The sequence below is a fragment of the Psychrobacter urativorans genome (genome assembly GCF_904846675.1).
Lineage (GTDB): Bacteria > Pseudomonadota > Gammaproteobacteria > Pseudomonadales > Moraxellaceae > Psychrobacter > Psychrobacter urativorans_B.
Window position 1 is genome coordinate 1 of record NZ_CAJHBT010000010.1, and the last position, 20,853, is coordinate 20,853.

Annotated in this window: 20 protein-coding genes; 4 read left to right on the top strand and 16 right to left on the bottom strand. The window is 43.1% G+C overall.

The window, feature by feature from the left end:
* Positions 1–546: 546 nt before the first annotated feature.
* Positions 547–720 carry a hypothetical protein gene (locus JMY06_RS06235; RefSeq protein ID WP_201617226.1) on the top strand — a complete coding sequence of 58 codons (174 nt, stop codon included), beginning with the start codon at positions 547–549 and terminating at the stop codon, positions 718–720.
* Positions 721–824: 104 nt separating this feature from the next.
* Entirely contained in the window at positions 825–1,979 is a 1,155-nt protein-coding gene (locus JMY06_RS06240) for a DUF1853 family protein (RefSeq protein ID WP_227672211.1), read from the top strand.
* Between the two features lie 26 nt (positions 1,980–2,005).
* Here JMY06_RS06240 and JMY06_RS06245 read toward each other — a convergent pair whose 3' ends face one another.
* The 8 genes from JMY06_RS06245 to JMY06_RS06280 form a co-directional block, all read right to left on the bottom strand.
* Complete coding sequence (locus tag JMY06_RS06245; RefSeq protein WP_201527765.1) at positions 2,006–2,560, bottom strand: DUF2726 domain-containing protein; 555 nt, start codon at positions 2,558–2,560, stop codon at positions 2,006–2,008.
* A 344-nt stretch (positions 2,561–2,904) separates the two neighbouring features.
* Positions 2,905–4,029 (bottom strand): SPOR and LysM peptidoglycan-binding domain-containing protein, encoded by a 1,125-nt coding sequence (locus JMY06_RS06250; RefSeq protein ID WP_201617236.1) that lies wholly within the window; start codon positions 4,027–4,029, stop codon positions 2,905–2,907.
* 189 nt (positions 4,030–4,218) lie between these two features.
* Complete coding sequence (locus JMY06_RS06255; RefSeq protein ID WP_201617238.1) at positions 4,219–5,610, bottom strand: bifunctional folylpolyglutamate synthase/dihydrofolate synthase; 1,392 nt, start codon at positions 5,608–5,610, stop codon at positions 4,219–4,221.
* Between the two features lie 277 nt (positions 5,611–5,887).
* Positions 5,888–6,841, bottom strand: a complete 954-nt coding sequence (gene accD, locus JMY06_RS06260; RefSeq protein ID WP_201617355.1) for an acetyl-CoA carboxylase, carboxyltransferase subunit beta — start codon at positions 6,839–6,841, stop codon at positions 5,888–5,890.
* A gap of 230 nt (positions 6,842–7,071) precedes the next feature.
* On the bottom strand, positions 7,072–7,896 hold the full coding sequence (gene trpA, locus JMY06_RS06265; RefSeq protein ID WP_201617240.1) for a tryptophan synthase subunit alpha: 825 nt from the start codon (positions 7,894–7,896) through the stop codon (positions 7,072–7,074).
* Between the two features lie 38 nt (positions 7,897–7,934).
* On the bottom strand, positions 7,935–8,678 hold the full coding sequence (locus JMY06_RS06270; RefSeq protein ID WP_201617242.1) for a hypothetical protein: 744 nt from the start codon (positions 8,676–8,678) through the stop codon (positions 7,935–7,937).
* Positions 8,679–8,690: 12 nt separating this feature from the next.
* Entirely contained in the window at positions 8,691–9,977 is a 1,287-nt protein-coding gene (gene trpB / locus JMY06_RS06275; protein ID WP_227672212.1) for a tryptophan synthase subunit beta, read from the bottom strand.
* A gap of 160 nt (positions 9,978–10,137) precedes the next feature.
* Entirely contained in the window at positions 10,138–10,821 is a 684-nt protein-coding gene (locus JMY06_RS06280) for a phosphoribosylanthranilate isomerase (RefSeq protein ID WP_201617244.1), read from the bottom strand.
* A 179-nt stretch (positions 10,822–11,000) separates the two neighbouring features.
* Here JMY06_RS06280 and JMY06_RS06285 point away from each other — a divergent pair, with 179 nt between their 5' ends.
* The gene (locus tag JMY06_RS06285) at positions 11,001–12,656 is read left to right on the top strand and encodes a cryptochrome/photolyase family protein (RefSeq protein WP_201617246.1); all 1,656 of its coding nucleotides are present in this window, start codon (positions 11,001–11,003) and stop codon (positions 12,654–12,656) included.
* A gap of 88 nt (positions 12,657–12,744) precedes the next feature.
* Here the strand turns inward: JMY06_RS06285 and JMY06_RS06290 are convergent, their stop codons facing one another.
* The 8 genes from JMY06_RS06290 to ffh form a co-directional block, all read right to left on the bottom strand.
* On the bottom strand, positions 12,745–13,047 hold the full coding sequence (locus tag JMY06_RS06290) for a roadblock/LC7 domain-containing protein (protein ID WP_227672213.1): 303 nt from the start codon (positions 13,045–13,047) through the stop codon (positions 12,745–12,747).
* 87 nt (positions 13,048–13,134) lie between these two features.
* The gene (locus JMY06_RS06295; RefSeq protein ID WP_201617248.1) at positions 13,135–13,827 is read right to left on the bottom strand and encodes a DUF4112 domain-containing protein; all 693 of its coding nucleotides are present in this window, start codon (positions 13,825–13,827) and stop codon (positions 13,135–13,137) included.
* Positions 13,820–14,737 carry a 4-hydroxybenzoate octaprenyltransferase gene (gene ubiA / locus JMY06_RS06300; RefSeq protein ID WP_201527836.1) on the bottom strand — a complete coding sequence of 306 codons (918 nt, stop codon included), beginning with the start codon at positions 14,735–14,737 and terminating at the stop codon, positions 13,820–13,822. Before ubiA ends, JMY06_RS06295 begins: the two co-directional genes overlap by 8 nt.
* Before the next feature lie 64 nt (positions 14,738–14,801).
* Positions 14,802–15,041 (bottom strand): hypothetical protein, encoded by a 240-nt coding sequence (locus JMY06_RS06305; protein WP_201617250.1) that lies wholly within the window; start codon positions 15,039–15,041, stop codon positions 14,802–14,804.
* A 65-nt stretch (positions 15,042–15,106) separates the two neighbouring features.
* Positions 15,107–16,042 (bottom strand): class I SAM-dependent methyltransferase, encoded by a 936-nt coding sequence (locus tag JMY06_RS06310; RefSeq protein ID WP_201617252.1) that lies wholly within the window; start codon positions 16,040–16,042, stop codon positions 15,107–15,109.
* Positions 16,043–16,114: 72 nt separating this feature from the next.
* A complete protein-coding gene (locus JMY06_RS06315) occupies positions 16,115–16,957 on the bottom strand; it encodes an undecaprenyl-diphosphate phosphatase (RefSeq protein WP_201617254.1) in 843 nt (280 codons plus the stop codon).
* 138 nt (positions 16,958–17,095) lie between these two features.
* Positions 17,096–17,872: a tRNA (adenosine(37)-N6)-threonylcarbamoyltransferase complex dimerization subunit type 1 TsaB gene (gene tsaB, locus JMY06_RS06320; RefSeq protein ID WP_201617262.1), complete on the bottom strand. Its 777-nt coding sequence runs from the start codon at positions 17,870–17,872 to the stop codon at positions 17,096–17,098.
* Positions 17,873–18,089: 217 nt separating this feature from the next.
* Positions 18,090–19,646 carry a signal recognition particle protein gene (gene ffh / locus JMY06_RS06325; RefSeq protein ID WP_201617264.1) on the bottom strand — a complete coding sequence of 519 codons (1,557 nt, stop codon included), beginning with the start codon at positions 19,644–19,646 and terminating at the stop codon, positions 18,090–18,092.
* A 404-nt stretch (positions 19,647–20,050) separates the two neighbouring features.
* Between ffh and JMY06_RS06330 the strand changes: the two genes are divergently transcribed.
* Positions 20,051–20,842, top strand: coding sequence for an inner membrane protein YpjD (locus JMY06_RS06330; protein WP_201617274.1), 792 nt, complete (start codon positions 20,051–20,053; stop codon positions 20,840–20,842).
* Positions 20,843–20,853 lie beyond the last annotated feature (11 nt).

Sequence of the window (20,853 nt, forward strand, 5' to 3'; positions counted from 1 at the left end):
ATTATGATAATCTTAATCAGTTAGGCCTAGCGGCCTAACTTAAACAAACAGTCTCCGATATAGTCGGGGTGGTTCATTAAGTGAAAGTATTAAAATTTCTATAAGAGATATTCGTATTCCAAGATGTGAATTAGATAGTTTATTTCAAGAAGATGTATCAACCTACATTACAGATAAGCCATTTTGTGAAGAAGAATTAAGCCCTAAAGATAGCGCTTATCACCTAATAGCTGTACTAAAAGACTTATTACTTAATCCTGATATTAATGCTTATAGCTTTAAAACTGACACTGATAAAAGCACTAACCAACCTACACAAGCAGGGCTTGCAGAATACATTGATTCACTAGAAATTAAAGGCTTAAAAACTAGGAATATAAACGGCATATTTTCACAAGCTAATCGTTTGTTAAATGACGCCCGAAAGAACTAATGTCTTTTTAATATTCCAGATTGCATTTGCAATGCCATAAATAATGATAATCCCTACTATAGCCATGTGGTCGCAGCAATCTCGTTACGACACTAACCTCAATAGGTAAGCACATGGTCAACTTAGATAAGACAGACAGCTCAATAAAAACTACCTCATCATCAAAAAGCTTATTTAGCAAGCCACTCAAATGGCAGTTACGCACGCTAAATATCTTACTCACCATTCTAATGCCGTTGTTACTGAGCACGCCTGATATTCACCTTAACTTTTACGTCATGTCTTAAAGTTAAATAAATTGAGCGCTGCCCTAACTGATACTTACTATAGCTAGACTTTTACTAAGTGTGCGGTTAGGGTATTTATCTATATATTCATTAAGGTTCAACCTATGACCGAGCCTACGCCTCACCCCTCTTCTACTCTTATAAACCCTCCTGTTAGAAATAATGCGCCGTGGGAAGAGTATCGGCGTCCTTACGTACGAGATTTGGCATACGCTCTCGCCTGCCCAAACGTATTAACCAAATGGTTAGATTTTACGCCCCATGAGAATACTGCCGCGATTGCAGTACATAGTGCAAGCTTTTGGGGTGGCCAATATGATGCTTATCGCGCGCGCTTAGTTGAGCTTGATACCACTAACGCTTACCAAGGCTTAACCCGCTATTTATTGACGCGACCCAGCCCCAATCGTTTAGGCTTTCACTTTGAGGGCTTACTATCATTTTGGTTGACCGATGGCTATGCGCGTGGATTGCATCCGTATGAAATAATCGCCAGTAATGTTCAGTTATTTCGTGGTAAGCAAACCACTGGTGAGCTAGATTTGATTTTATATAATCATCAAGAAAAACTAACGGAACATTGGGAATTAGCCATTAAGTTCTTTATGGGTTCAGCGCCGTTTGCGCCTGAGAATTGGGTGGGTATCAACTCCAATGATAATTTGCAGCGTAAAATGACCCACATGCAAACCAAGCAGTTTTGTACAGTCTGGGTAGACACTAAAGATCATGGACAGGTCAAAATTGATAAGCGTTATGCGGTCATTAAAGGTCGGTTTTTTCTTCCCACAACTATCGCTGACTTTACTTACCCTGACTGGCTAGTGCCAAGCTTTCCTATGCATCGCTGGCTAGCTGCACCTAATAGTCAAAACTTAAATAGTCAAAAGCCACAGGCCACACATGAGACAGCTCAAGAGAGCAGTCAACCTAAAGAAGACCTATTGCGTAACGCTGAAACTACTATAGAAATACTTATAGATGCTACCGTTATACGCCGAGCGCATTATATCGAATGGTTTACTCAGCGCGATTTTTATAATAGCGACTATATAGAACACAGTAGAGAAAACAATAAAGATGACAGTAATAATAAGAGGCCACCTACTCTGGAGACTTTACCGCAAGGGTTCTACTTCATTAAGACCGCTGCTAATCGAAAATCATCCTCTGAGGAACTGCTTTCTCAAGAACGCTATGAGCCCTTAGTTATTTTACAAACTGATGTTAATGCTGGACAAGATAGCTTATCTGATTAACACAGAAATATTAATTTTAATGGAGCTCAATAAGTCTCAATCACCTGTATCAGCTCGTATCTGAGCATATCAGCACTGGGCATGCGCTCCGCATGAAAACGGACAATTGGAATACCGGCACTAGCGAGCGCTTTGTCCTTTTTATCATCTGCCTTTTGACTTACTTTACTGTTATGTGTCCAGTCATCAAGCTCAATAGCCACTAGCGTGGTCTGTGCATCAACATCCACAATCACATAATCGACACTTTGACGGCAAATACGATTGAACCAAAAGCTCCGTTCAGACGCCTTCTCGCTATTGCCAGTAATAATACGTGATAGCTGGACTTGCACAAAGATATGGTATTCCGGCAGCACATTTTTGAGCTTATGAAAGAATATAACCTCAGTATCAGTCATAATTGGCATAGGTGCAAATGGCCAAATAGCCAAATCGTCACCACGTACCGGTTTTGGCTCAGAATCTACGCTTTTAGATGGCAGCTGCCGCTTCGATGAACGCGAGGAAAATAACTTCGACAGTGCTATCAGGCCCAAAAACCCAATGGCCAATACTAAAAACACGACGCCAAATGACATAGCTTTACCTTATACAAAGTTAGCGTGATTGAGAAGATATAACTGTTATATAAATAAGAGCTGAAGAAACAGCAACTAAGCAAGCTGCAACTAAACACCCAATCATAACGCCCCAACCTCTATAGACTGTCGCCTTATACAGAAAAAATTGATGGAGAAAAATGATAATTGTTCTGACTATAATTAATTATAATTGACGGGCTATGAAGCACAAAACACGACAATAAATGTCGTGTTTTGGAAAGAATATGAGTTTGTATAAAATATAGCTATTATTTGGCTGAGGTTTTAACACTAATGCTTAGTTTTAATACTTAGTTAGCACCAACCTTTAACACTACGGCTTAGCGCCAATATAAAACCCAAGCACTAGTAGTATTAACCTCAGGATCACTATTTACTTTATCTTTTAATGCCAAAGCTGCAATTTTACCGCGCTCAGGCCCGACGACGACCCGTACACCGCGACTGGTCTGGCTAGTTTTTACTTGATAGCCGGCCGCTTTAAACTTCTTAGCGACTTCGTCAGCAGAGGCTTGGTTAGAGGCCAATGCTACTTGCACCCCGAAGCTACCTTTGGCATCTGTGGCTTTGACTTCCTTACGCGCCTCGCTAAGCTTTTGCTGCGCATTGCGTTTTGCATCATCAGACTTTCTAGCCAACGCTTCTTCTTTTTTGCGTTTTTCTTCGCGGACTTTTTCGACCGCAGCGGCTTCTCGTTCTAGGCGTTCAATCTGCTTACGCGAGGGCACAGTCAATACTTGTCCAATTTGTAGGATTGCCGACGGTGCTATATTATTGGCTTGCGCTAACGCTGCAACAGAAACATTGTATTGCCTTGCTAACTTCAATAAGCCATCACCGCTTTTAATAGTATAGTCGATAGGGGCTTTCGGTGGAGATTTTTTAATTTCTTTGCTAGCAGCTTTCTCTTCATCTTTCTTTTTTTGCTTGGCAGCGGCTTGTGCCTCAGCTTTTTTCTTAGCCTGCGCCGCTTTTTGTTTGTCACTAGCAGTACTTACAGCTGGCTTGACCGTATTATCAACACGAGGCTGAATTTTCGGCGTTGCGATTGGTGTGGCAGTTTTACTTTGTGCCGCTTCCGGACTGTCGCTATCGCCTCCTGTTGAAGCGATGTTTTCCGTATATTGTTGATTTTCGTTACGCGCTTTAGACAAGGCTTGCGCCTCGGCGCTTTCTTGCTCTTCTAAAAATAGCTCAGCTCGTTTTTCTTGCTCTGCTGTACGGCTAGCCCGCTCTTTTTGTTTTTGTGCCAAGATACGTTTTTCGGTATCAATATCTATGGTCAAAGGCTGTGCTGTGGCTTGCTCAGGACTTGGCTTAGCGACGATGGCTGTTTTTGGAGCTGGTTCGTCACCTGCACTGAGCTGTTGCGCCAAAGCGGACAGCATCACAATACCTCCTATAATCATCCCAATGCCCAATAAGGCTTGCCTCGAAAAATTCATTCGTTCACATCTCTTAGTTGGTAGTGAGGTTGATTGGTCGGCACATCTGAAATCTAATACTATTGATTCACAAAAGTTATATTAATTTTGCAAAAACGCTCCAATTATAAGATATATTGTTCGCGCTGTCTGCTATCGTACTGTGGTTAGTCATAACATTGAATGCTTTTATTACTATCAGCTATATTGCTATGAGCCTTCTTGCACATCAAGCATAGATAGTGCTTCGCCGATAGTATGAAAAGAGCCACAGACCACAATCAAATCTTGTGGCTGACTGACATTAATCACTGCACGCGTGGCCTGAGCTAAGTTAGCAGATGCATGGATATTAGCGTCATCAATATAAACAGCTAAAGTGGTTTGGAGTTGTTCAATACTCGCCGCCCGCGGATAATCAATCTCTGCGATAAACCAATCGGTAATGGGCAAGTTGGCATCCGTTAAACGCTGTACCACCATCTCAATATCTTTATCACCCAACATTGAAAATAACATTTTAATGGTCGCAGGTTGCAGGTTGATTTGATTAATGCTCTCATTATCGATCTGCTGGCTTAATTGACGTTCAAGATGGTGCTGCCAAAGAGGTAATAACTGGCCTAATAAGAAATTCACTCCTTGCTCGTTATGTGCCACATCGAACAACCAATGACGATTTTCAATATCACGATAATCAAAGCGACCTGCCAGCTTCACCGTCTGTAATGCTCGCTCAATAGCAGCAATACCAACCTTAAGCGAACTTGCCAGCACAGCTGACAAAGCATTGGCGGTATTCATCAATGACAACGCAGGTCGCGGCAGCTGCAAGGTAACAGATGCGTTGCTATATTGCCATGTCTGTGCGGCTTGTACGCGATAACTAAAATCCTGTTCTACTTGATAACAAGTGACATTATGAGCCTTAATAAGTTGCTGAACGCTAGCTGGCATCTCAGCGGCACCATAAATTAAAGTAATATCGTCACGTAAAATACCCGCTTTTTCAGCACCAATTTGTTCAACATTGTCTCCTAACCAATCGACATGATCGATACTAATATTGGTAATTACTGCCATATCAGGGTCAATAATGTTGACCACATCTAAGCGACCGCCCAGCCCTACTTCTAATACCCAAACGGCGCAATCGGCTTCAGAAAATATCAATAGCGCCGCTAGCGTGGTCATCTCGAAGAATGATAAAGTTAGCTCACACTTTAAACGTGCATTTTCAACTTTGCTAAAAGCCTCAATCAAAGTCTGATCACTGACCATCTCACCATCGATACGCACGCGCTCATTAAAACAGCTGAGATGCGGCGACTGATACAGGGCTGTTTTATAACCTGCTGCTTGACACATGGCACTAATAATCGCGGTGGTCGAACCCTTACCATTGGTACCGGCGACGGTGAACACATAGGCATCATCTTTGGCCGATTGCACTACGCCCAAATACTCCGCTACTGGCAACACACGCGACAGTCCCATGTCTATAGCTGACACATGAATCTGCTGCATATAATCCAGCCATTCAGTAAGGCTGGACCGGCTATTAGGGCTATCAGGAGTAACGGTGTTAGAGGATGTAGCCATGAATGGAACCTATATTAGAAAACTGGTTATTGAAAACCTGAAATTAGAAAGATTACTGTTAAAAAATATGCTGTTAAAAACGCGCTACTAAAGGCTAAATCGAAGCCTAAATGAGAACTTAGGTCAGTGTATAACAAGCATGCGTAAAACCAAAGTCAAAAACCAAAAATAGCATTTACCATCTATTGATGATAAATGCTATTAGAGTGCTTAATGTTCGATTACTTTATCGACGAAAATTAAAAATTAATCGACAATGCATATAGTGCCTACTAAGCTAGGCGTCAACGTTCGGTTGGCTACATAATTTTGCTAATAAACGATAGATAGTATCACCCAGTTGATGGCGATGGACCACTTCATCGACCACGCCATGCTCTAATAAGAACTCCGCACGCTGGAACGGTTCTTCTAAGGTCTCACGCACGGTTTGTTCAATCACGCGTTTACCAGCAAAGCCAATCATCGCTTTAGGCTCTGCTAGATGAATATCACCCAGCATGGCAAGTGAAGCAGTAACGCCGCCATAAACTGGATTGGTCAGTACCACAATATAAGGCACGCCCGCCAAGCGTAAACGCTCAATTGCTGCGCCCGTACGTGCCATTTGCATTAAGGATAATAACCCCTCTTGCATACGTGCGCCGCCAGATGCTGCAAAGCAGACCAAAGGTTTCTTTTCTGCTAGCGCTTTTTCTGCCGCCTGCACGAAACGGTCACCGACTACTGAACCCATTGAGCCACCCATAAAGCGGAAGTCAAAAGCACAGGCAACCACGTCGAGGTTACGTAGCTTGCCGTATAATACAATCAGCGCTTCGGTCTCACCGGTTTTGGTTTGCGCTTCAAGCATACGCTGAGGATAAGGCTTACTATCGACAAACCCTAGCGGGTCTTTTGCCACAAACTCTTGCCCAAGCTCACCATCTACTTGGCCTAAGAACCATTGCAGACGCTCACGAGCAGTCATTGCTAAATGATGGTCACAATGCGGGCAGACATAACAGTTAAAAATTAGCGCCGTATTGGTAATCATCGAATGACAGCTGGGACACTCTGTTGACGGTTCGGTCTCTACAGCAGTCAGCGGTGCCGTCAGTTGCTGCTTAACGCCCGGTACTGAGCGGTTAAACCATGAATGGTCTGTATGTGTGGCGCTATCTACAGGATTGGTCGCATTATCATTCTGAGTATCTGGTTTTTTTATAGTATCAGTCATATTATTCGTCATCATCAAAGGCTTATTGGCAAGTTCGCTCATTCACTTGCCCCGAAGAATAAAAGTCAATCATAACATGAGCGGTTATGAAGTATGCTTGCACGTAATTGTAACAATTTATAGGTTATATTAGTTTACACACGTAAACTAAAATTAGCAAAGTCATTCCTCATCATTATGATGACTGTCTATCATCATAATGGAAACATCATAGTTATAAAGCCGTTATAAACCGACTGACTTTAAGCACTTAAGCTATCTAAAGCTGCGCGTAGCTCATCCATTTTTATCATAATCTGTTGCTGAGCAGCAGTAACGGCGGCGCTATCATTGGCATCGATATCAGCAAAGTTCTGTACTAAAGCACTGCCAACAATAATACCATCGGCATGCGCACCAATCGCTTTAGCTGAAGCACCATCGCGAATACCAAAGCCCACGCATACTGGCAAATCAGTTTCCGCTTTAATCGCTTTTACATGCATCGCCACATCATCGGTATCCAATGTCGCTGAGCCCGTAACGCCTTTGAGCGATACATAGTAAATATAGCCACCGCAATGAGTCAATACTTGCTGACGACGTTCCGCTAAGGTGGTCGGTGACAATAAGAAAATCTCATTCATTGCATGGTCGGTTAAATGCTGGGTAAAGCTACCCGCTTCTGCTGGCGGCAAATCAACCATCAATAAACCATCAACACCCGACTGCTCACATAACGCGACAAATTTATCATAGCCAATAATCTCAACAGGGTTCAAATAACCCATTAGAATAATTGGCGTTTGAGTGTCTGTCGTGCGGAATTCTTCAACCATTTTTAGCGCATCACGGGTACTGGTACCCGCTGCTAAAGCACGTTCGCCAGCCAATGCTACCGTTGGGCCATCAGCCATGGGGTCTGAGAATGGCAAACCAACCTCAATCATATCTGCGCCGTGTTTGACTAAGTCATGTAGTAAGCCAACAAAGTTACTAGGATTAGGGTCACCTGCCATCACATAAGGAATTAGGGCTTTTTTGTTTTGTGATTTTAAAGTTTCGAAAGTGGTTTCAATTCGGGTCATAGTTATCTCTTTAGTTATCTATCTCTTCAGATAAATTATTATTCAAACTTTATATTAATAATAGTATTGCCGTCTTGACCTTTAACCAACCATGCTCCATTCATAACTATTTCTAGTTCATTAAAACTCGATAGTACCTGTTCTTGTTTAACAGTATTACCTTTATAGACCGTTTTAATAACCTTATTAGCTATAGACAAGTAAGTCTTACAGATTAGTTTACTATGCTCTTCAAGAGTCAGCTTAAGGTCAATCTCGTTGCTTTCATTATTTTTATGATTAAAATATGTCAGCTTATAATCTTCAAACTGCACTCTAACAGGTACAAACATTTCTGTTTCTTCATTACTTTGGGAAATATAGTTAATACTATGAGCACCCAGTTTATGACGAGCTTGCGTTATTGATAAATCGTTAAACTCTTGTTTTACTACTTTAGGGTTTGGACACTTAAACAATTTGAATATATGTAATATAGCTTGCTGCTGCTGATAAACTGCATTTAACACTCCATACAATCTCAGATACTTCTCACCCAAATCATTGTATTTAGTAGGACCTGATAAACCAAACTTTAGAAAGCTTTTCAAAGCCTCATTAGAATCTTCTAAAATATCCTCAGAAGCAATGATTTCATTCCAATCATTCTTCGCATTCAACTTAAATTTTTGTTGTGCAAAGCCTAAGAAGTCAGCGGTTTCTTTAGAAAAAACCTGCTTCCTTGTAAACTCAATAAACATATCGTTTATTAAGTTTACTAAATCCACCATATCCGTCTTCAAAAGAACATCCTTTTAAAACTCAAGGCCTTCCGCCTTCATCACAGAGTGCAAGTCTTTGTCACCGCGACCAGACATATTAACCACGATGGTTTGGTCAGGGGTCATAGTCTTCGCAAGCTTGAGCGCATACGCAACCGCATGAGCGGTTTCAAGCGCAGGAATAATACCTTCTTTACGCGTTGATTCATGGAAGCCTGCGAGCGCCTCTTTATCAGTACAACCGACATATTCAACACGCTTCATATCTTTTAAGAAACTGTGTTCAGGGCCAACACCTGGGTAATCAAGACCCGCTGAAATCGAATGAGTTTCTTGAATTTGACCGTCATTATCTGCCATTAAATAAGTCCGGTTGCCATGTAGCACGCCAATACGACCAGCGGCAAGTGGTGCAGAATGGCGACCCGTCTCGATACCATCGCCAGTTGCTTCCACACCATACATTTTCACTTCAGTATCATTTAGGAAGTCAAAGAATAGACCAATGGCGTTTGAGCCACCACCAACACAAGCAACCAACGCATCGGGTAATTTTCCGGTTCTCTCTAGATGTTGAATACGGGTTTCTTTACCAATAATCGCCTGAAAGTCACGTACTAGTAGCGGATAAGGATGCGGACCTGCTACGGTACCGATAATATAATAAGTGCTGTCAACGTTGGTGACCCAGTCGCGCATGGCTTCGTTCATCGCGTCTTTAAGCGTACGTGAGCCAGAAGTAACTGGCACAACGGTTGCACCTAACAGACGCATACGATAAACGTTCATTTTTTGGCGCTCGACATCATCCGCACCCATATAAACAATACACTCTAGCCCTAAACGAGCGGCAATAGTGGCCGTAGCAACACCGTGTTGCCCAGCGCCCGTTTCGGCAATAATACGTTTTTTACCACACATTTTAGCCAATAATGCCTGACCGATGGTGTTATTTACTTTGTGTGCGCCAGTATGGTTTAAGTCTTCACGTTTAAAGTAGATTTGCGCCCCGCCAATCTCATCACTGAGACGCTTGGCATGATAAAGCGGGGTTGGACGACCAACATAATTGACCAAATCAGTATGGTACTCTTCCCAGAATGCAGGATCTGCTTTTACTTTGGTATATAACGCCTCTAACTCCTCTAACGCTGCCATCAAAGTTTCGGAGACAAAGCGTCCACCGTGGACACCAAAATGACCACGGGCATCAGGGTACTGGTTAAAGTCCTGTACGTCTTTTGGATTGTTTAAGGTATTGATAGATTGTGCGCTAGCAGATGGGGCATCAGTTGCAGCATGGTTGTCGGCTTGACTCATGATAATTCCTACGATAAGTGGTATTTTTTAGGATAAATAGTAAACGTAAATAACGAGAGATGTAAATGTAGAATTTAAATCTAAAAATAGAGATAAAAGAAAGCTGGATTATCTTATTACTAGGTTGTAGTTTGCAAGGCAGCTAACTTCTAACTCACATCTAGATTTCGGACAGTTGGCTTTTAGCTAGAGAGTCGCTTTGCCATCGGTCACGCTTAACGGCCTTCATAAAGGCGCGCATTTTAGCGGGGTCTTTTTTGCCTTTATCAATTTCGATACCGCCGCTGACATCAACCCCATAAATAGGCAAATCACGAGTAGCGGCAACATTTTGCGCATCCAAGCCACCGGCTAAAATAATCGGTAGCGCACTATTTTGTGGAATAAGACTCCAATCAAAGCGCGCACCAGTACCGCCATATTTCTGCTGATGATAGGCATCAAGCAAAATACTACTCGCCCCTGCTGCCGCAAATTCGCTAATCTGGGCGCTGACGTTAGCAGGCGTATCTTGTTCGGTATTTATACGCAAAGCCTTTATCCAGCGTTTATTAACAGCAGCAGCAAATTGCTGACACTGCTCAGGACTTTCATCGCCGTGGAATTGTATGATATCAAAGGCTACTATATTCGCCAGCTTAATCAGCTCCTCCTCGCTCATATTAACTACCAGCGCTACTACGCTCACAAAAGCGGGCAGCGCCGCACTTAACGCTTGCGCCTGTAATGGGGTCACAGCACGCGGACTTGGCGGATAAAACACTAAGCCTACCGCATCGACACCTAAGGCAACAGCCGCATGAATATCGGTAAGCTGGGTAAAACCACAAAACTTAACGTGCATCGTATAACCTTAATATGACCTTAACAATCAGCAAGTATTGATTATGAATCAAAATGAGCAATTAATCACAAGAAATAGTGAGGATTTGTTAATCGAATGCCAAATAAATTGCATCCAAAAACTTATCCTAGCATACTTTTATTCATAGTTTTGTTTATGATTCAAAAAAGGATATGTGAATGCCTACGACTGCCCTAGCAACTGACGATGCCAATAGAAATACCACCGCAAACCAACCACATTATTTAATGTGGTTCCGGCGTGACTTGCGACTCCATGACAATACTGCTCTGACCGCACTTTGCGAACATGCTAATTCAACGAACGCTCAGGTCTCAGCAGTATTCTTCTTTACTCCTGAGCAATGGCAGTCGCATGATACTTCATTACCACAAGTCGACCACATCGCCCGTACCTTACCAAAATTAGCCCAAAGTTTAGCTAAGCAATTGAATATATCTTTGACCGTATATGTCTGTGACGACTTTGCGGCTTGTAATGATGCAATTATCAAGATTTGTACGGCTCAGAATATAACTACGCTGATGGCAAATCATGAATATGAAGGCAATGAAATTGCACGTGATGAGCAAGTAACCAAGCAGCTAGCTAAGCATAATATTGAATTTTTGCGCTTCCATGACCAATGTATTTTGCCACCGAAAAGTATCACTACCAATGATGACAGCATGTACCAAGTGTTTACCCCTTTTTATAAAAAATGGCGGCATACTTTGGACATCGGTACCATTCAAGCTCATGAAGCCCAAACGGTCAATGCCATTAATGCAACTCATGCTAGCACTCCAATTGCTAACAGTGACAATATTGCTAACAGCGCTGTCAGCAAAAAGGCTATAGAAACGTTGGGCAAAAAAGTAGTCGAAGAGTATCAACAGCGCTTACAGGAAACTGGAATAGTAGGCAGTACTGATAGCAATGCGCAGCTGTCTCATGCTCGCGCTGCCTACCCTGCTGGTGAAGTGACTGCCTGTCATCGCTTAGACCAATTTATCGCTGATGATATCAATAATTACGATGTAAGCCGCGATGTACCCAGCCTACATGCCACCAGTCAGCTGTCTGCTTATTTGACCATCGGTGCGATTAGCGCCCGCCATTGCTATATCCAAGCCACTAAAGCGCTTGATAAGCAACATACGAGTGCTCAAGTTGATAGAGAGAACAAAAATAGCCAGCAAGGCGATAATAAAGACATCAATCGCTGGATAAGCGAGCTGGCGTGGCGGGATTTTTATCGGCATGTATTAGCACATAAGCCAGAACTGATTCGCCATCAGGCTTATAAGAATGAGACGGATAAGAGTATCAATTGGTCATATAATCAGGACGATTTTGACGCTTGGTGTGCAGGAAAAACGGGTGTGCCGCTAGTAGATGCCGCAATGCGTTGCCTTAATGCGACTGGCTTTATGCACAACCGTTTACGGATGGTTACGGCAATGTTTTTGACCAAAGACTTGCTGATTGATTGGCGCTGGGGTGAGCGTTATTTTATGCAGCAGCTGATAGATGGTGACTTTGCCTCCAACAATGGCGGCTGGCAGTGGAGCGCCTCAACCGGTACCGATGCGGCGCCCTACTTTCGTATTATGAACCCCTTTAGCCAAGCCAAAACCCATGACCCTGACGGCGAATTTATCAAGCTATGGCTGTCTGAGTTGCAAGATATTTCCGCCAGCGTATTGCATAGCGAGGACAAGCTACGTAAGGCACTGGAAAAAAATGATCAATTCAACCATCTTGATTATCCAGTACCCATGGTAGACCATAAGGCAGCACGGCTACTGGCTATCGCCGCCTTTAAAACTTAAGCTTAAAAACTGATTTTAACACCCAAATTTAGGAACTGAATTCAAGAACTAAGCTTAAAAAAAGCTAGTGCGCACTTAGCTGATGCTATTATTTATTATTATATTGCTGGTCAAGCTCTGTTAAATGATTAATGGTCTTATTCATTCCATACATGATTTGTCCGAGCAGTACTTGCTGCTTGGTCACTATAATCACAATCATTGGCTGGTGTTGGTTGGGTACGGCACTAATCATAATTTTGCCATCTTGAACATCTAAAATCACTGAGCGACAACCGGTCAGATGTGCCTCATTGGTTAATGCTTGTACCAATGCCAAAATAGAGCTGCCAACAGCAGATAACTTATCCACACCCATCGGGCCACTAAAAATATTTTTTAAACGTTGCATAATGATTGATTAACTATAACTTAAAAGAGCATTCCAAAGGTAAGGCCGTTGAAATAAAACTTGTAGATAAACAATGAATAGCAATCTTTAACCAAAGCCTGTCGTGTTGCCGAAAACACTGCTTAACCAGCCAATGGCTGTCCACAATCCCCAAATTAATAAACCAATCACGACAATACCCAGAACATCAGGAATATGTAAATAAACCCAAGCAGCTACTGGATTACGCCAAAAACGGCTGTGTCGCTGTTTGTGTTCTAATTGCTGATGTAAAAGTGGGCGATCTATATGGATGGTTTCTGTGATGCCATATTCATCCTGTATGTGCTGATGGACGATGTTAAGTGTCTTACGACTGGGCCGAATAAAGATATCTAGCAACGTACCAATTCCCGGAATAACGCCCACCACCATATCGATTAGAGCCAATCTGACCGCAGGGATCATTTTATATACCGGTACACCCAAGCGGCGACCTAATATGAAGGCATAGCTGGTCAACACCAACCCTGCTAAGTCACCTGCCAGCGGTATCGTCGATAGCGCCGCATCCGCACCCACCCCTTGTTTAGTAAAAGGGATACGCACTACCGAGTCCATGGCATTGGCAAACTTTGCTAATTTGCGTTCGGTGGCAATCACCTGCTCACGGGTCAGACCGTGCTGAGCAAGATTGAGCTGATAGTTAATTGCAGACTCATTTATAGAGCTATTTTCAGAATAATTGGTAGAGGTACTTGCCACTGGCTTTATTTTTTTTAGCTTTACTGACTTATCCATTCAAACTGGTCCAAATGCAAGATGCAGCGACCAAGGCAAAAACATAACGCCCTACCCAAATATTGGCTAAGAAGGCCTGAAAACAGGCGGGAGCTTGGCGGCTGGCACAAGCGTTATTCTGTTTAGTAAACATCATTGCGACCAATGCCAAACCGAATATTGGCGAAATACTTAAACTGGTTGGCGCAAAATAATGCCATAACACCACCCCCATCAATAATAAAAATAGCGTTTGTAATATGGCAATAATCACCACATCGTACCGGCCAAATAATATCGCCGTGGACTTGACCCCAATTTTTAAATCATCCTCCCGATCCGCCATCGCATATTGGGTATCATAAGCCACCGTCCAACACATGTAGGCCAAAAACAACAACCAACACCAAATATCAGGCGCACCAACTATCGCTACATAAGCCATCGGTATCGCCCAACCAAAGGCAGCGGCTAAAAATAACTGTGGCAGATGAGTAAAGCGTTTCATAAACGGATAAATAAAGGCTAAAACGACTGCCCCAAGCGACCAATAAAATACTTGAATCGGTAAAAACAATAATAAACTGGCACTTAATAATACCAATATTAAAAATGTGGCAATGGCCTCCTTGCCAGAAAGACGACCATCAGCTAATGGACGACCTTTAGTACGGGTCACATGACCATCTACTTTGCGGTCGGCAAAATCATTAATCGCGCAACCTGCCGCTCGCATTAAAATAGCGCCGAGCGCGAAAATCACGAAGATTTTTAGACTGGGCAAAGCAGCCGTTACGCCTTGCTGTTGGGCTTGACCCATAGCAGCTAATAATACGCCCCATAAGGTCGGCCATAGCAACAGCTCAATCCCGACTGGCTTATCAAAGCGCGTCAGCTGCATATATGCATGGAGTTTGTCTTTAGGCGTCATTGATGAACGATTAGATATCATTACTTTATGGTCTCTATGTTTATAGCTTTTATCTTTATAGTCTCTATCTTTGCTGCCATAACTGGTTTGCTTCTAACAGTGATAGTTCTGGATACTGTTTGCGCAGTGCTTTAATCGCCGCTATCTTATCGTTCTGTGCTGGAAGCTTACGTAAGTACGCCATCTGCTGCTGTGGGTTGCTCAGCTCTCTTAAACGCGCCTCTAACCGCAGGATTCGAGTGCGTAGCGTAATATTTATTAGCAGTAAGCCTGCACCCACTGCCCAAATTATAATTGTTAGCATTACGCACTCCTATATCTGTGGACTTTATTTATACCGAAAGTTATGCCAAAGTTTATTCAATACGCTTATACGAAATAGCCGTCAAAACGTACCGCACCATTCTGCCAGCTATCATCTGGTGTTTCGTTAGCCAATAATGGCGCATGCTGGGGACGCTTGACGATGACGCGACCCTGATGTTTAATCTTATCGCCATCACCATTAACATCAATACTGTCATTAACATTGCTACTGACCAGCGCTTGTGCATTTTGGAGTAGCTGCTGCTCTTGCGCTAACGTTGGTGGACTGGCTAAATGATGCAAGGCTTGCATATGCTTGCCAACTTTGGCACCTTTTCCTGTTTTGCTATCTTGATAGCTGTCCTCTGGAAACATCGGGTCTAAATACACCACATCAATGTCATCTGTAGCGTCCAATGCTGTCATGTTTTGAACATTCATAAAATAACTGAGCGCATCAGTATTTATAATATGTAATCGTGACATTAGCTTTTGCCAATTGGGCTGCATGCTCATACGTTGCTGTTCTTCGAGCAATAACAAAGCAATCAATGGCTGCTGTTCTAACATGGTAACTCTTGCACCGGTACTGGCTAATATTAAACTATCATGGCCGAAGCCTGCAGTAGCATCAATCACATGACTGTCCGCTGCTATTTTGGCCGCTTGTAACAATAGCTCCGTCTTACGTCCTGCACTGACTACCCGCCGTTGCAGCTTGTCCCACTCAGGCGCGACACTTAGACCGCCACTGAGCCATGATAGCTTATTTTTATCATTTAATAATAAAATAGGCTGAGTAGACTCCGCACTCAATAGCTCGCGATTTTTTTGGTTCAGCTTAACGGTTATTAACTCCGCACTTAAACTCAATGACAATCCATGCTGACTCACTAACGCTTGCAAACACTCAACTTGGGGCAGCTGTGCTGCATTAGTATAGAGCAGTTTACACTGACTGAACGATACAGCTTTGTTAGCCGTGAGTTGCGCGCTCATGAATATTATTCCTTAAAATGCTAAGCTGAAAAGCCAGCAAACCAGTAAATCCAAACTTATAAAAAACAGCAACTAGCCGGCAAACTGATAACCAAACACCCAAGCTGCGACCAATACCACCACACCCGTCACAATACGCAACCAGGCAAAAATCTTAAAGTCGCGCAGACTGACCCAGGCTACTAGCCAGCGAATACACAATAGCGCCACGATAAATGATACCGCTGTTCCCACACCTAATACCAGCCAATCCTCCTGATTGGTAAACACATCACCATGCTTAATTAAATCAAGTAACGCGGCACCCACAATAACTGGAATGCCCATAAAGAAGGAAAACTCAGCCGATGCCTTACGTGAGACTCCCAACCAAAGCGCACCAATAATGGTAGCACCGGAGCGTGAGGTACCCGGTATTAAGGCCAAACACTGAAATAGACCAATCTTCAATGCGGTCTTGAAGGTGACCTCTTCTGCCTCGGACGCAATAATAGTTTTGGGACGATTTTCTACGTAAAATATCAGCAGACCACCAATAATCAGCATAATCGCGACAGTAACTGGATTAAATAAATGCGTTTTAATTTCTTCAGCAAAGCTAAACCCTATAATCATCACTGGAATGGTGGCAATAATAAGACTCAGTCCCAGTTGTCTTGGATTACTCAGTACTTCCGACTTTCCAGTTACGAGACCTGTAAGCGCCTGCCACAGACGTCCCCAATAGTCATAAATAACCGCTAAAATGGCCCCCATCTGGATTACGACTACGAACACGTCAACTTTTTCCTTCGTCCAAAAACTCATCAAGTCTGCAGATAAGATGAGATAGCCGGTACTGGAGATGGGTAAGAACTCAGTGATGCCCTCAACAATACCCATGATGACGGCTTGAATTAATAAGAATATATCCATAATTACTTTCCTAAAAACGGACCTGCCGCCTGTTCTATGTTGTTATATTACTGTTGTGGCTCAGCGTTTAGCGATGATAAGGTGACCGTTATAATTAGTGCTGTGTTTATGTAGTAGACTAACGTTATCTAACGAAACTCACGCTTTGCCTTGCTCTTTTAGAGTTTTCCATGCTTGGTTGCGTAGATATTTTGGTAGGGCTTGCGCCGCATCCGTACCGCCACTCGTCATAAATTGAACGATACCCAACTGTCCAATCACCACCGCATCAGGCCAAACATATTCATGGCTTATCTGCTCATCACGCAAGGTTAAGAACGCTGCGCCATTGCCAACAATAGGAATATTAAGCAATGTTTGACTATTATAATCTAGCAGCCGCTCTGTGCCATCAGTATCATCGCTGTTGTTTATCGCGCTATCTCCATTAGTCACAGGTTGCATAATAAGGTTGTTAAATTGGCTAGCTTCCAACTGGTTCTCTAGCTGGCTACCTTGTAATTGGTCATCTAACTGCTGCTCTTGTAACACATAGCGGCCAAAATAAACTTGCTGCATACGGGCATCAAGAGCGCTATAAACTTGCGTTAAGCCATGTTTTTGATAAGCGCATTGTGCTATTGCTTGTAGGCTAGATACGCCAACACAAGGTAAATCATGCGCCACTGATAACGCTTGCACCACTGCAGTATTGATACGAATACCGCTAAAGGCACCTGGCCCACGATTGAATATTAAGGCTTGCATATCAGCAAGGCGCAGCTGGCACTCAGACAAAGCGGCATCAATCATCGGTAATATTTGCTGGGTTTGCTGGCGTTTACCGGTTTCGGTCTGGCAGGATATGACCTTACCGCTGCCATCAAGTATCGCGACCGAACACTGGTCAAACACGGTATCCATTGCTAAAAACATAATGACCTCGGCTTAAACTGCTGGTGTTACAAAAAATAGCGCCTATCATAGCATTTAGGGTCAACAAGTTTTAACGCTTTCTTAAAATTTTTCTATAGTCCTGTTAAAAGTTATCTAATCTTAAGATTCATAACCTTCGACGCTATGCCCATAAAAAACCCCAAAGCTGTCATCAGCTTTGGGGTGTTTCTATTATGATTGCTAAAGTCAGACTAACCTAAAAGCGTTTTTTAAACCCTTTTGGGGAACTATCTTGCACCTCTTGCATTTGCTTTTGCATCTCTTCAGTGCTTGGCATATTGTTAGGATCAAGACCCATTTGCTTTGCCATTTGCGCCTGGTTGACATCTTTGATGCCGCCTTGGCCTTGCGACTGACCACCGCCACCAAATAATGGGCCACCGCCGCCCGCTGCACCGCCGCCACCCATTAATCCCTGCATAGATTTCATCATTTTACTGATGCCCTCAGGCTTTGAGATCATTTTCATCATTTTTGCCATTTGCTTATGTTGCTTAAGCAGACGGTTGATATCTTGAATATCTTTACCGGAGCCTGCAGCGATACGGCGCTTACGACTCGGGTTAATTTTATCCGGATTTTTACGCTCAAATGGGGTCATAGAGTTAATTAAGGCTTCCATCTCACGTACTTTTTCTTCCGGCTTAGCATCTTCGACCGCTTTTTGCATATCAGAGCCACCCATACCCGGCATCTTATCGAGGAAGCCTGACATACCACCCATATTTTTCATTTGCTGAAACTGGGTCAATAGATCCTCAAGGTCGAACTCGCCACCCTTTTGCATCTTTTGCGCCATTTTTTCGGCTTTATCACGGTCAATCTTTTGCTCGACCTCCTCAACTAAGCTCAGTACGTCACCCATACCAAGAATACGCTGGGCGATACGTTCAGGATGGAACAGCTCTAGCGCGTCTAATTGCTCACCGCGACCTAAGAACTTAATCGGTTTGCCAGTGATAGCGCGAACTGATAACGCCGCACCGCCGCGAGCATCGCCGTCCGTCTTGGTTAAGATAACACCAGTCAACGGCAACGCATCGTTAAAGGCTTTTGCGGTATTGGCCGCATCTTGGCCGGTCATAGCATCGACGACAAACAAGGTCTCGGAAGGGTTAGCCGCTGCAGTTAGCGCCTTAATCTCATCCATCATGCTTTCGTCAATGTGCAGACGACCGGCAGTATCAATAATCAAGATATCTTGATATTGAATTTTAGCTTCTTCAATTGCACGTAGAGCAATATCAATTGGATTTTCATCGGTGCTTGAGTTAACGAACTTGGCACTCACCTGCCCAGCGACTTGCTCAAGCTGCTGAATCGCAGCTGGACGATAAACGTCAGCTGAGACCAACATCACTTTCTTTTTATGGCGCTCTTGTAGATATTTGGCCAATTTACCAGCGGTGGTGGTTTTACCCGCCCCTTGCAGACCTGCCAGCAAATAAACGATGGGCGGTTTGCCTGTCATCTCTAACTGCTGATTGGCACTGCCCATCATTTCAGTCAGCTCGTCATGGACAATTTTTACGAAAGCTTGGCCTGGGGCTAATTCTTTGAGCACTTCTGCACCCATGGCTTGCTCTTTCACGCGTTTAACAAAATCGCGGGTGACAGGCAATGCCACATCGGCCTCTAACAACGCCATCCGTACTTCGCGCAAAGTGTCTTTAATATTGTCTTCGGTCAACTGCCCGGTACCGGCGATATTACGCAGACTCGACGATAGGCGTTCGGTTAAGGTATCAAACATAAATTTTTCTCAGTTAAAATTAGTCAGTTAATAATTCGTTAGTTAATGATTGGTCAGTCAGCGATAAAGGTAGCGGTCGACTAACATAGCTTTCTATTCGCGACCTCTGTATTGCAGTTCTGAACATATAGTTTTCAATAGATACTGTAATATCAGACAATGTGAGGATGAATGATCTAATAATAAATACTATAATAACGGATACTACTAAGTAGCAAAAAAGCCTATTTCTTGTAATAAGGAAAGCGCCAAGCAAAAGAATGATGACGATGATTCTCAATTGAGAGTCATTTTATGATAAATTAAACAATTATTCTAATCATACCATTTTATTAGCGTTAACTTGAGCGGTTATACTCCGCTCAAGTTACTCCTACGCTGTTGATACTCAATGAGGCTTGCCTGTGTTACTTGCGTTTGTAATAGCTAGTATGGCTTATATCGTAGTCAGTATCCATATTAGTTGGGCGCTGACAACCGATCAACCTATCCATAAAGATGTCAGTTTAGGCTTATTATTAGTCGGAATGTTGGCACATGCCACGTTACTGTACCCTTATATGGTTACCCTATATGGGCTAAATTTCAATCTATTTAATGTGATTAGCTTTATTAGCCTACTGTTCTTATTCTTTTATGGGCTATTTTGTTTATACCGCCCTATTTTAAGCTTGGGAATATTGGCCGCGCCTACCGCTTTGATTGGTATGACTATCGGTTATATTGGCCGCGCGCCCTATCAGCCTTTGACCGACATCAGTGTCGGGCTGGAAGCTCATATTCTGCTGTCTTTTGCCGCCTATTGTGTGCTGCTGATGGCGACGGTGCAAGCGCTATTTTTACGCCTGCAAATTCGTGAATTAAAACATCATACCATCCATAGATTTTGGGTCAATAAATTGCCTTCACTACAAAGTATGGAAGGCTTATTGTTCGATATGATCTTAGTCGGCTTTGTGCTGCTCAGTATTGCGCTGGGGCTGGGCTTTGTTTATGTTCAAGACCTATTTGCACAACATATCGCTCACAAAACAGTCTTTAGCGTATTGTCATGGTTGTTATTTGGCGCGCTCCTATTGGGCAATTGGCGTGCTGGCTGGCGCGGTAAACGTGCCGCCAATATCACTATTTATGCCTTTATTTTACTAGCGATCGGCTTTGTGGGTAGCAAGTTTGTGTTAGAGCTGGTGCTGTAGTTAGCAGTAAT

What these genes read in the sequence shown, in the direction of transcription:
- JMY06_RS06235 (WP_201617226.1), top strand. Translation starts at nt 547, where the DNA reads ATGGTCAACTTAGATAAGACAGACAGCTCAATAAAAACTACCTCATCA.
- JMY06_RS06240 (WP_227672211.1), top strand. Translation starts at nt 825, where the DNA reads ATGACCGAGCCTACGCCTCACCCCTCTTCTACTCTTATAAACCCTCCT.
- JMY06_RS06245 (WP_201527765.1), bottom strand. Translation starts at nt 2,560, where the DNA reads ATGTCATTTGGCGTCGTGTTTTTAGTATTGGCCATTGGGTTTTTGGGC.
- JMY06_RS06250 (WP_201617236.1), bottom strand. Translation starts at nt 4,029, where the DNA reads ATGAATTTTTCGAGGCAAGCCTTATTGGGCATTGGGATGATTATAGGA.
- JMY06_RS06255 (WP_201617238.1), bottom strand. Translation starts at nt 5,610, where the DNA reads ATGGCTACATCCTCTAACACCGTTACTCCTGATAGCCCTAATAGCCGG.
- accD (WP_201617355.1), bottom strand. Translation starts at nt 6,841, where the DNA reads ATGACGAATAATATGACTGATACTATAAAAAAACCAGATACTCAGAAT.
- trpA (WP_201617240.1), bottom strand. Translation starts at nt 7,896, where the DNA reads ATGACCCGAATTGAAACCACTTTCGAAACTTTAAAATCACAAAACAAA.
- trpB (WP_227672212.1), bottom strand. Translation starts at nt 9,977, where the DNA reads ATGAGTCAAGCCGACAACCATGCTGCAACTGATGCCCCATCTGCTAGC.
- JMY06_RS06280 (WP_201617244.1), bottom strand. Translation starts at nt 10,821, where the DNA reads ATGCACGTTAAGTTTTGTGGTTTTACCCAGCTTACCGATATTCATGCG.
- JMY06_RS06285 (WP_201617246.1), top strand. Translation starts at nt 11,001, where the DNA reads ATGCCTACGACTGCCCTAGCAACTGACGATGCCAATAGAAATACCACC.
- JMY06_RS06290 (WP_227672213.1), bottom strand. Translation starts at nt 13,047, where the DNA reads ATGCAACGTTTAAAAAATATTTTTAGTGGCCCGATGGGTGTGGATAAG.
- JMY06_RS06295 (WP_201617248.1), bottom strand. Translation starts at nt 13,827, where the DNA reads ATGGATAAGTCAGTAAAGCTAAAAAAAATAAAGCCAGTGGCAAGTACC.
- ubiA (WP_201527836.1), bottom strand. Translation starts at nt 14,737, where the DNA reads ATGACGCCTAAAGACAAACTCCATGCATATATGCAGCTGACGCGCTTT.
- JMY06_RS06305 (WP_201617250.1), bottom strand. Translation starts at nt 15,041, where the DNA reads ATGCTAACAATTATAATTTGGGCAGTGGGTGCAGGCTTACTGCTAATA.
- JMY06_RS06310 (WP_201617252.1), bottom strand. Translation starts at nt 16,042, where the DNA reads ATGAGCGCGCAACTCACGGCTAACAAAGCTGTATCGTTCAGTCAGTGT.
- JMY06_RS06315 (WP_201617254.1), bottom strand. Translation starts at nt 16,957, where the DNA reads ATGGATATATTCTTATTAATTCAAGCCGTCATCATGGGTATTGTTGAG.
- tsaB (WP_201617262.1), bottom strand. Translation starts at nt 17,872, where the DNA reads ATGTTTTTAGCAATGGATACCGTGTTTGACCAGTGTTCGGTCGCGATA.
- ffh (WP_201617264.1), bottom strand. Translation starts at nt 19,646, where the DNA reads ATGTTTGATACCTTAACCGAACGCCTATCGTCGAGTCTGCGTAATATC.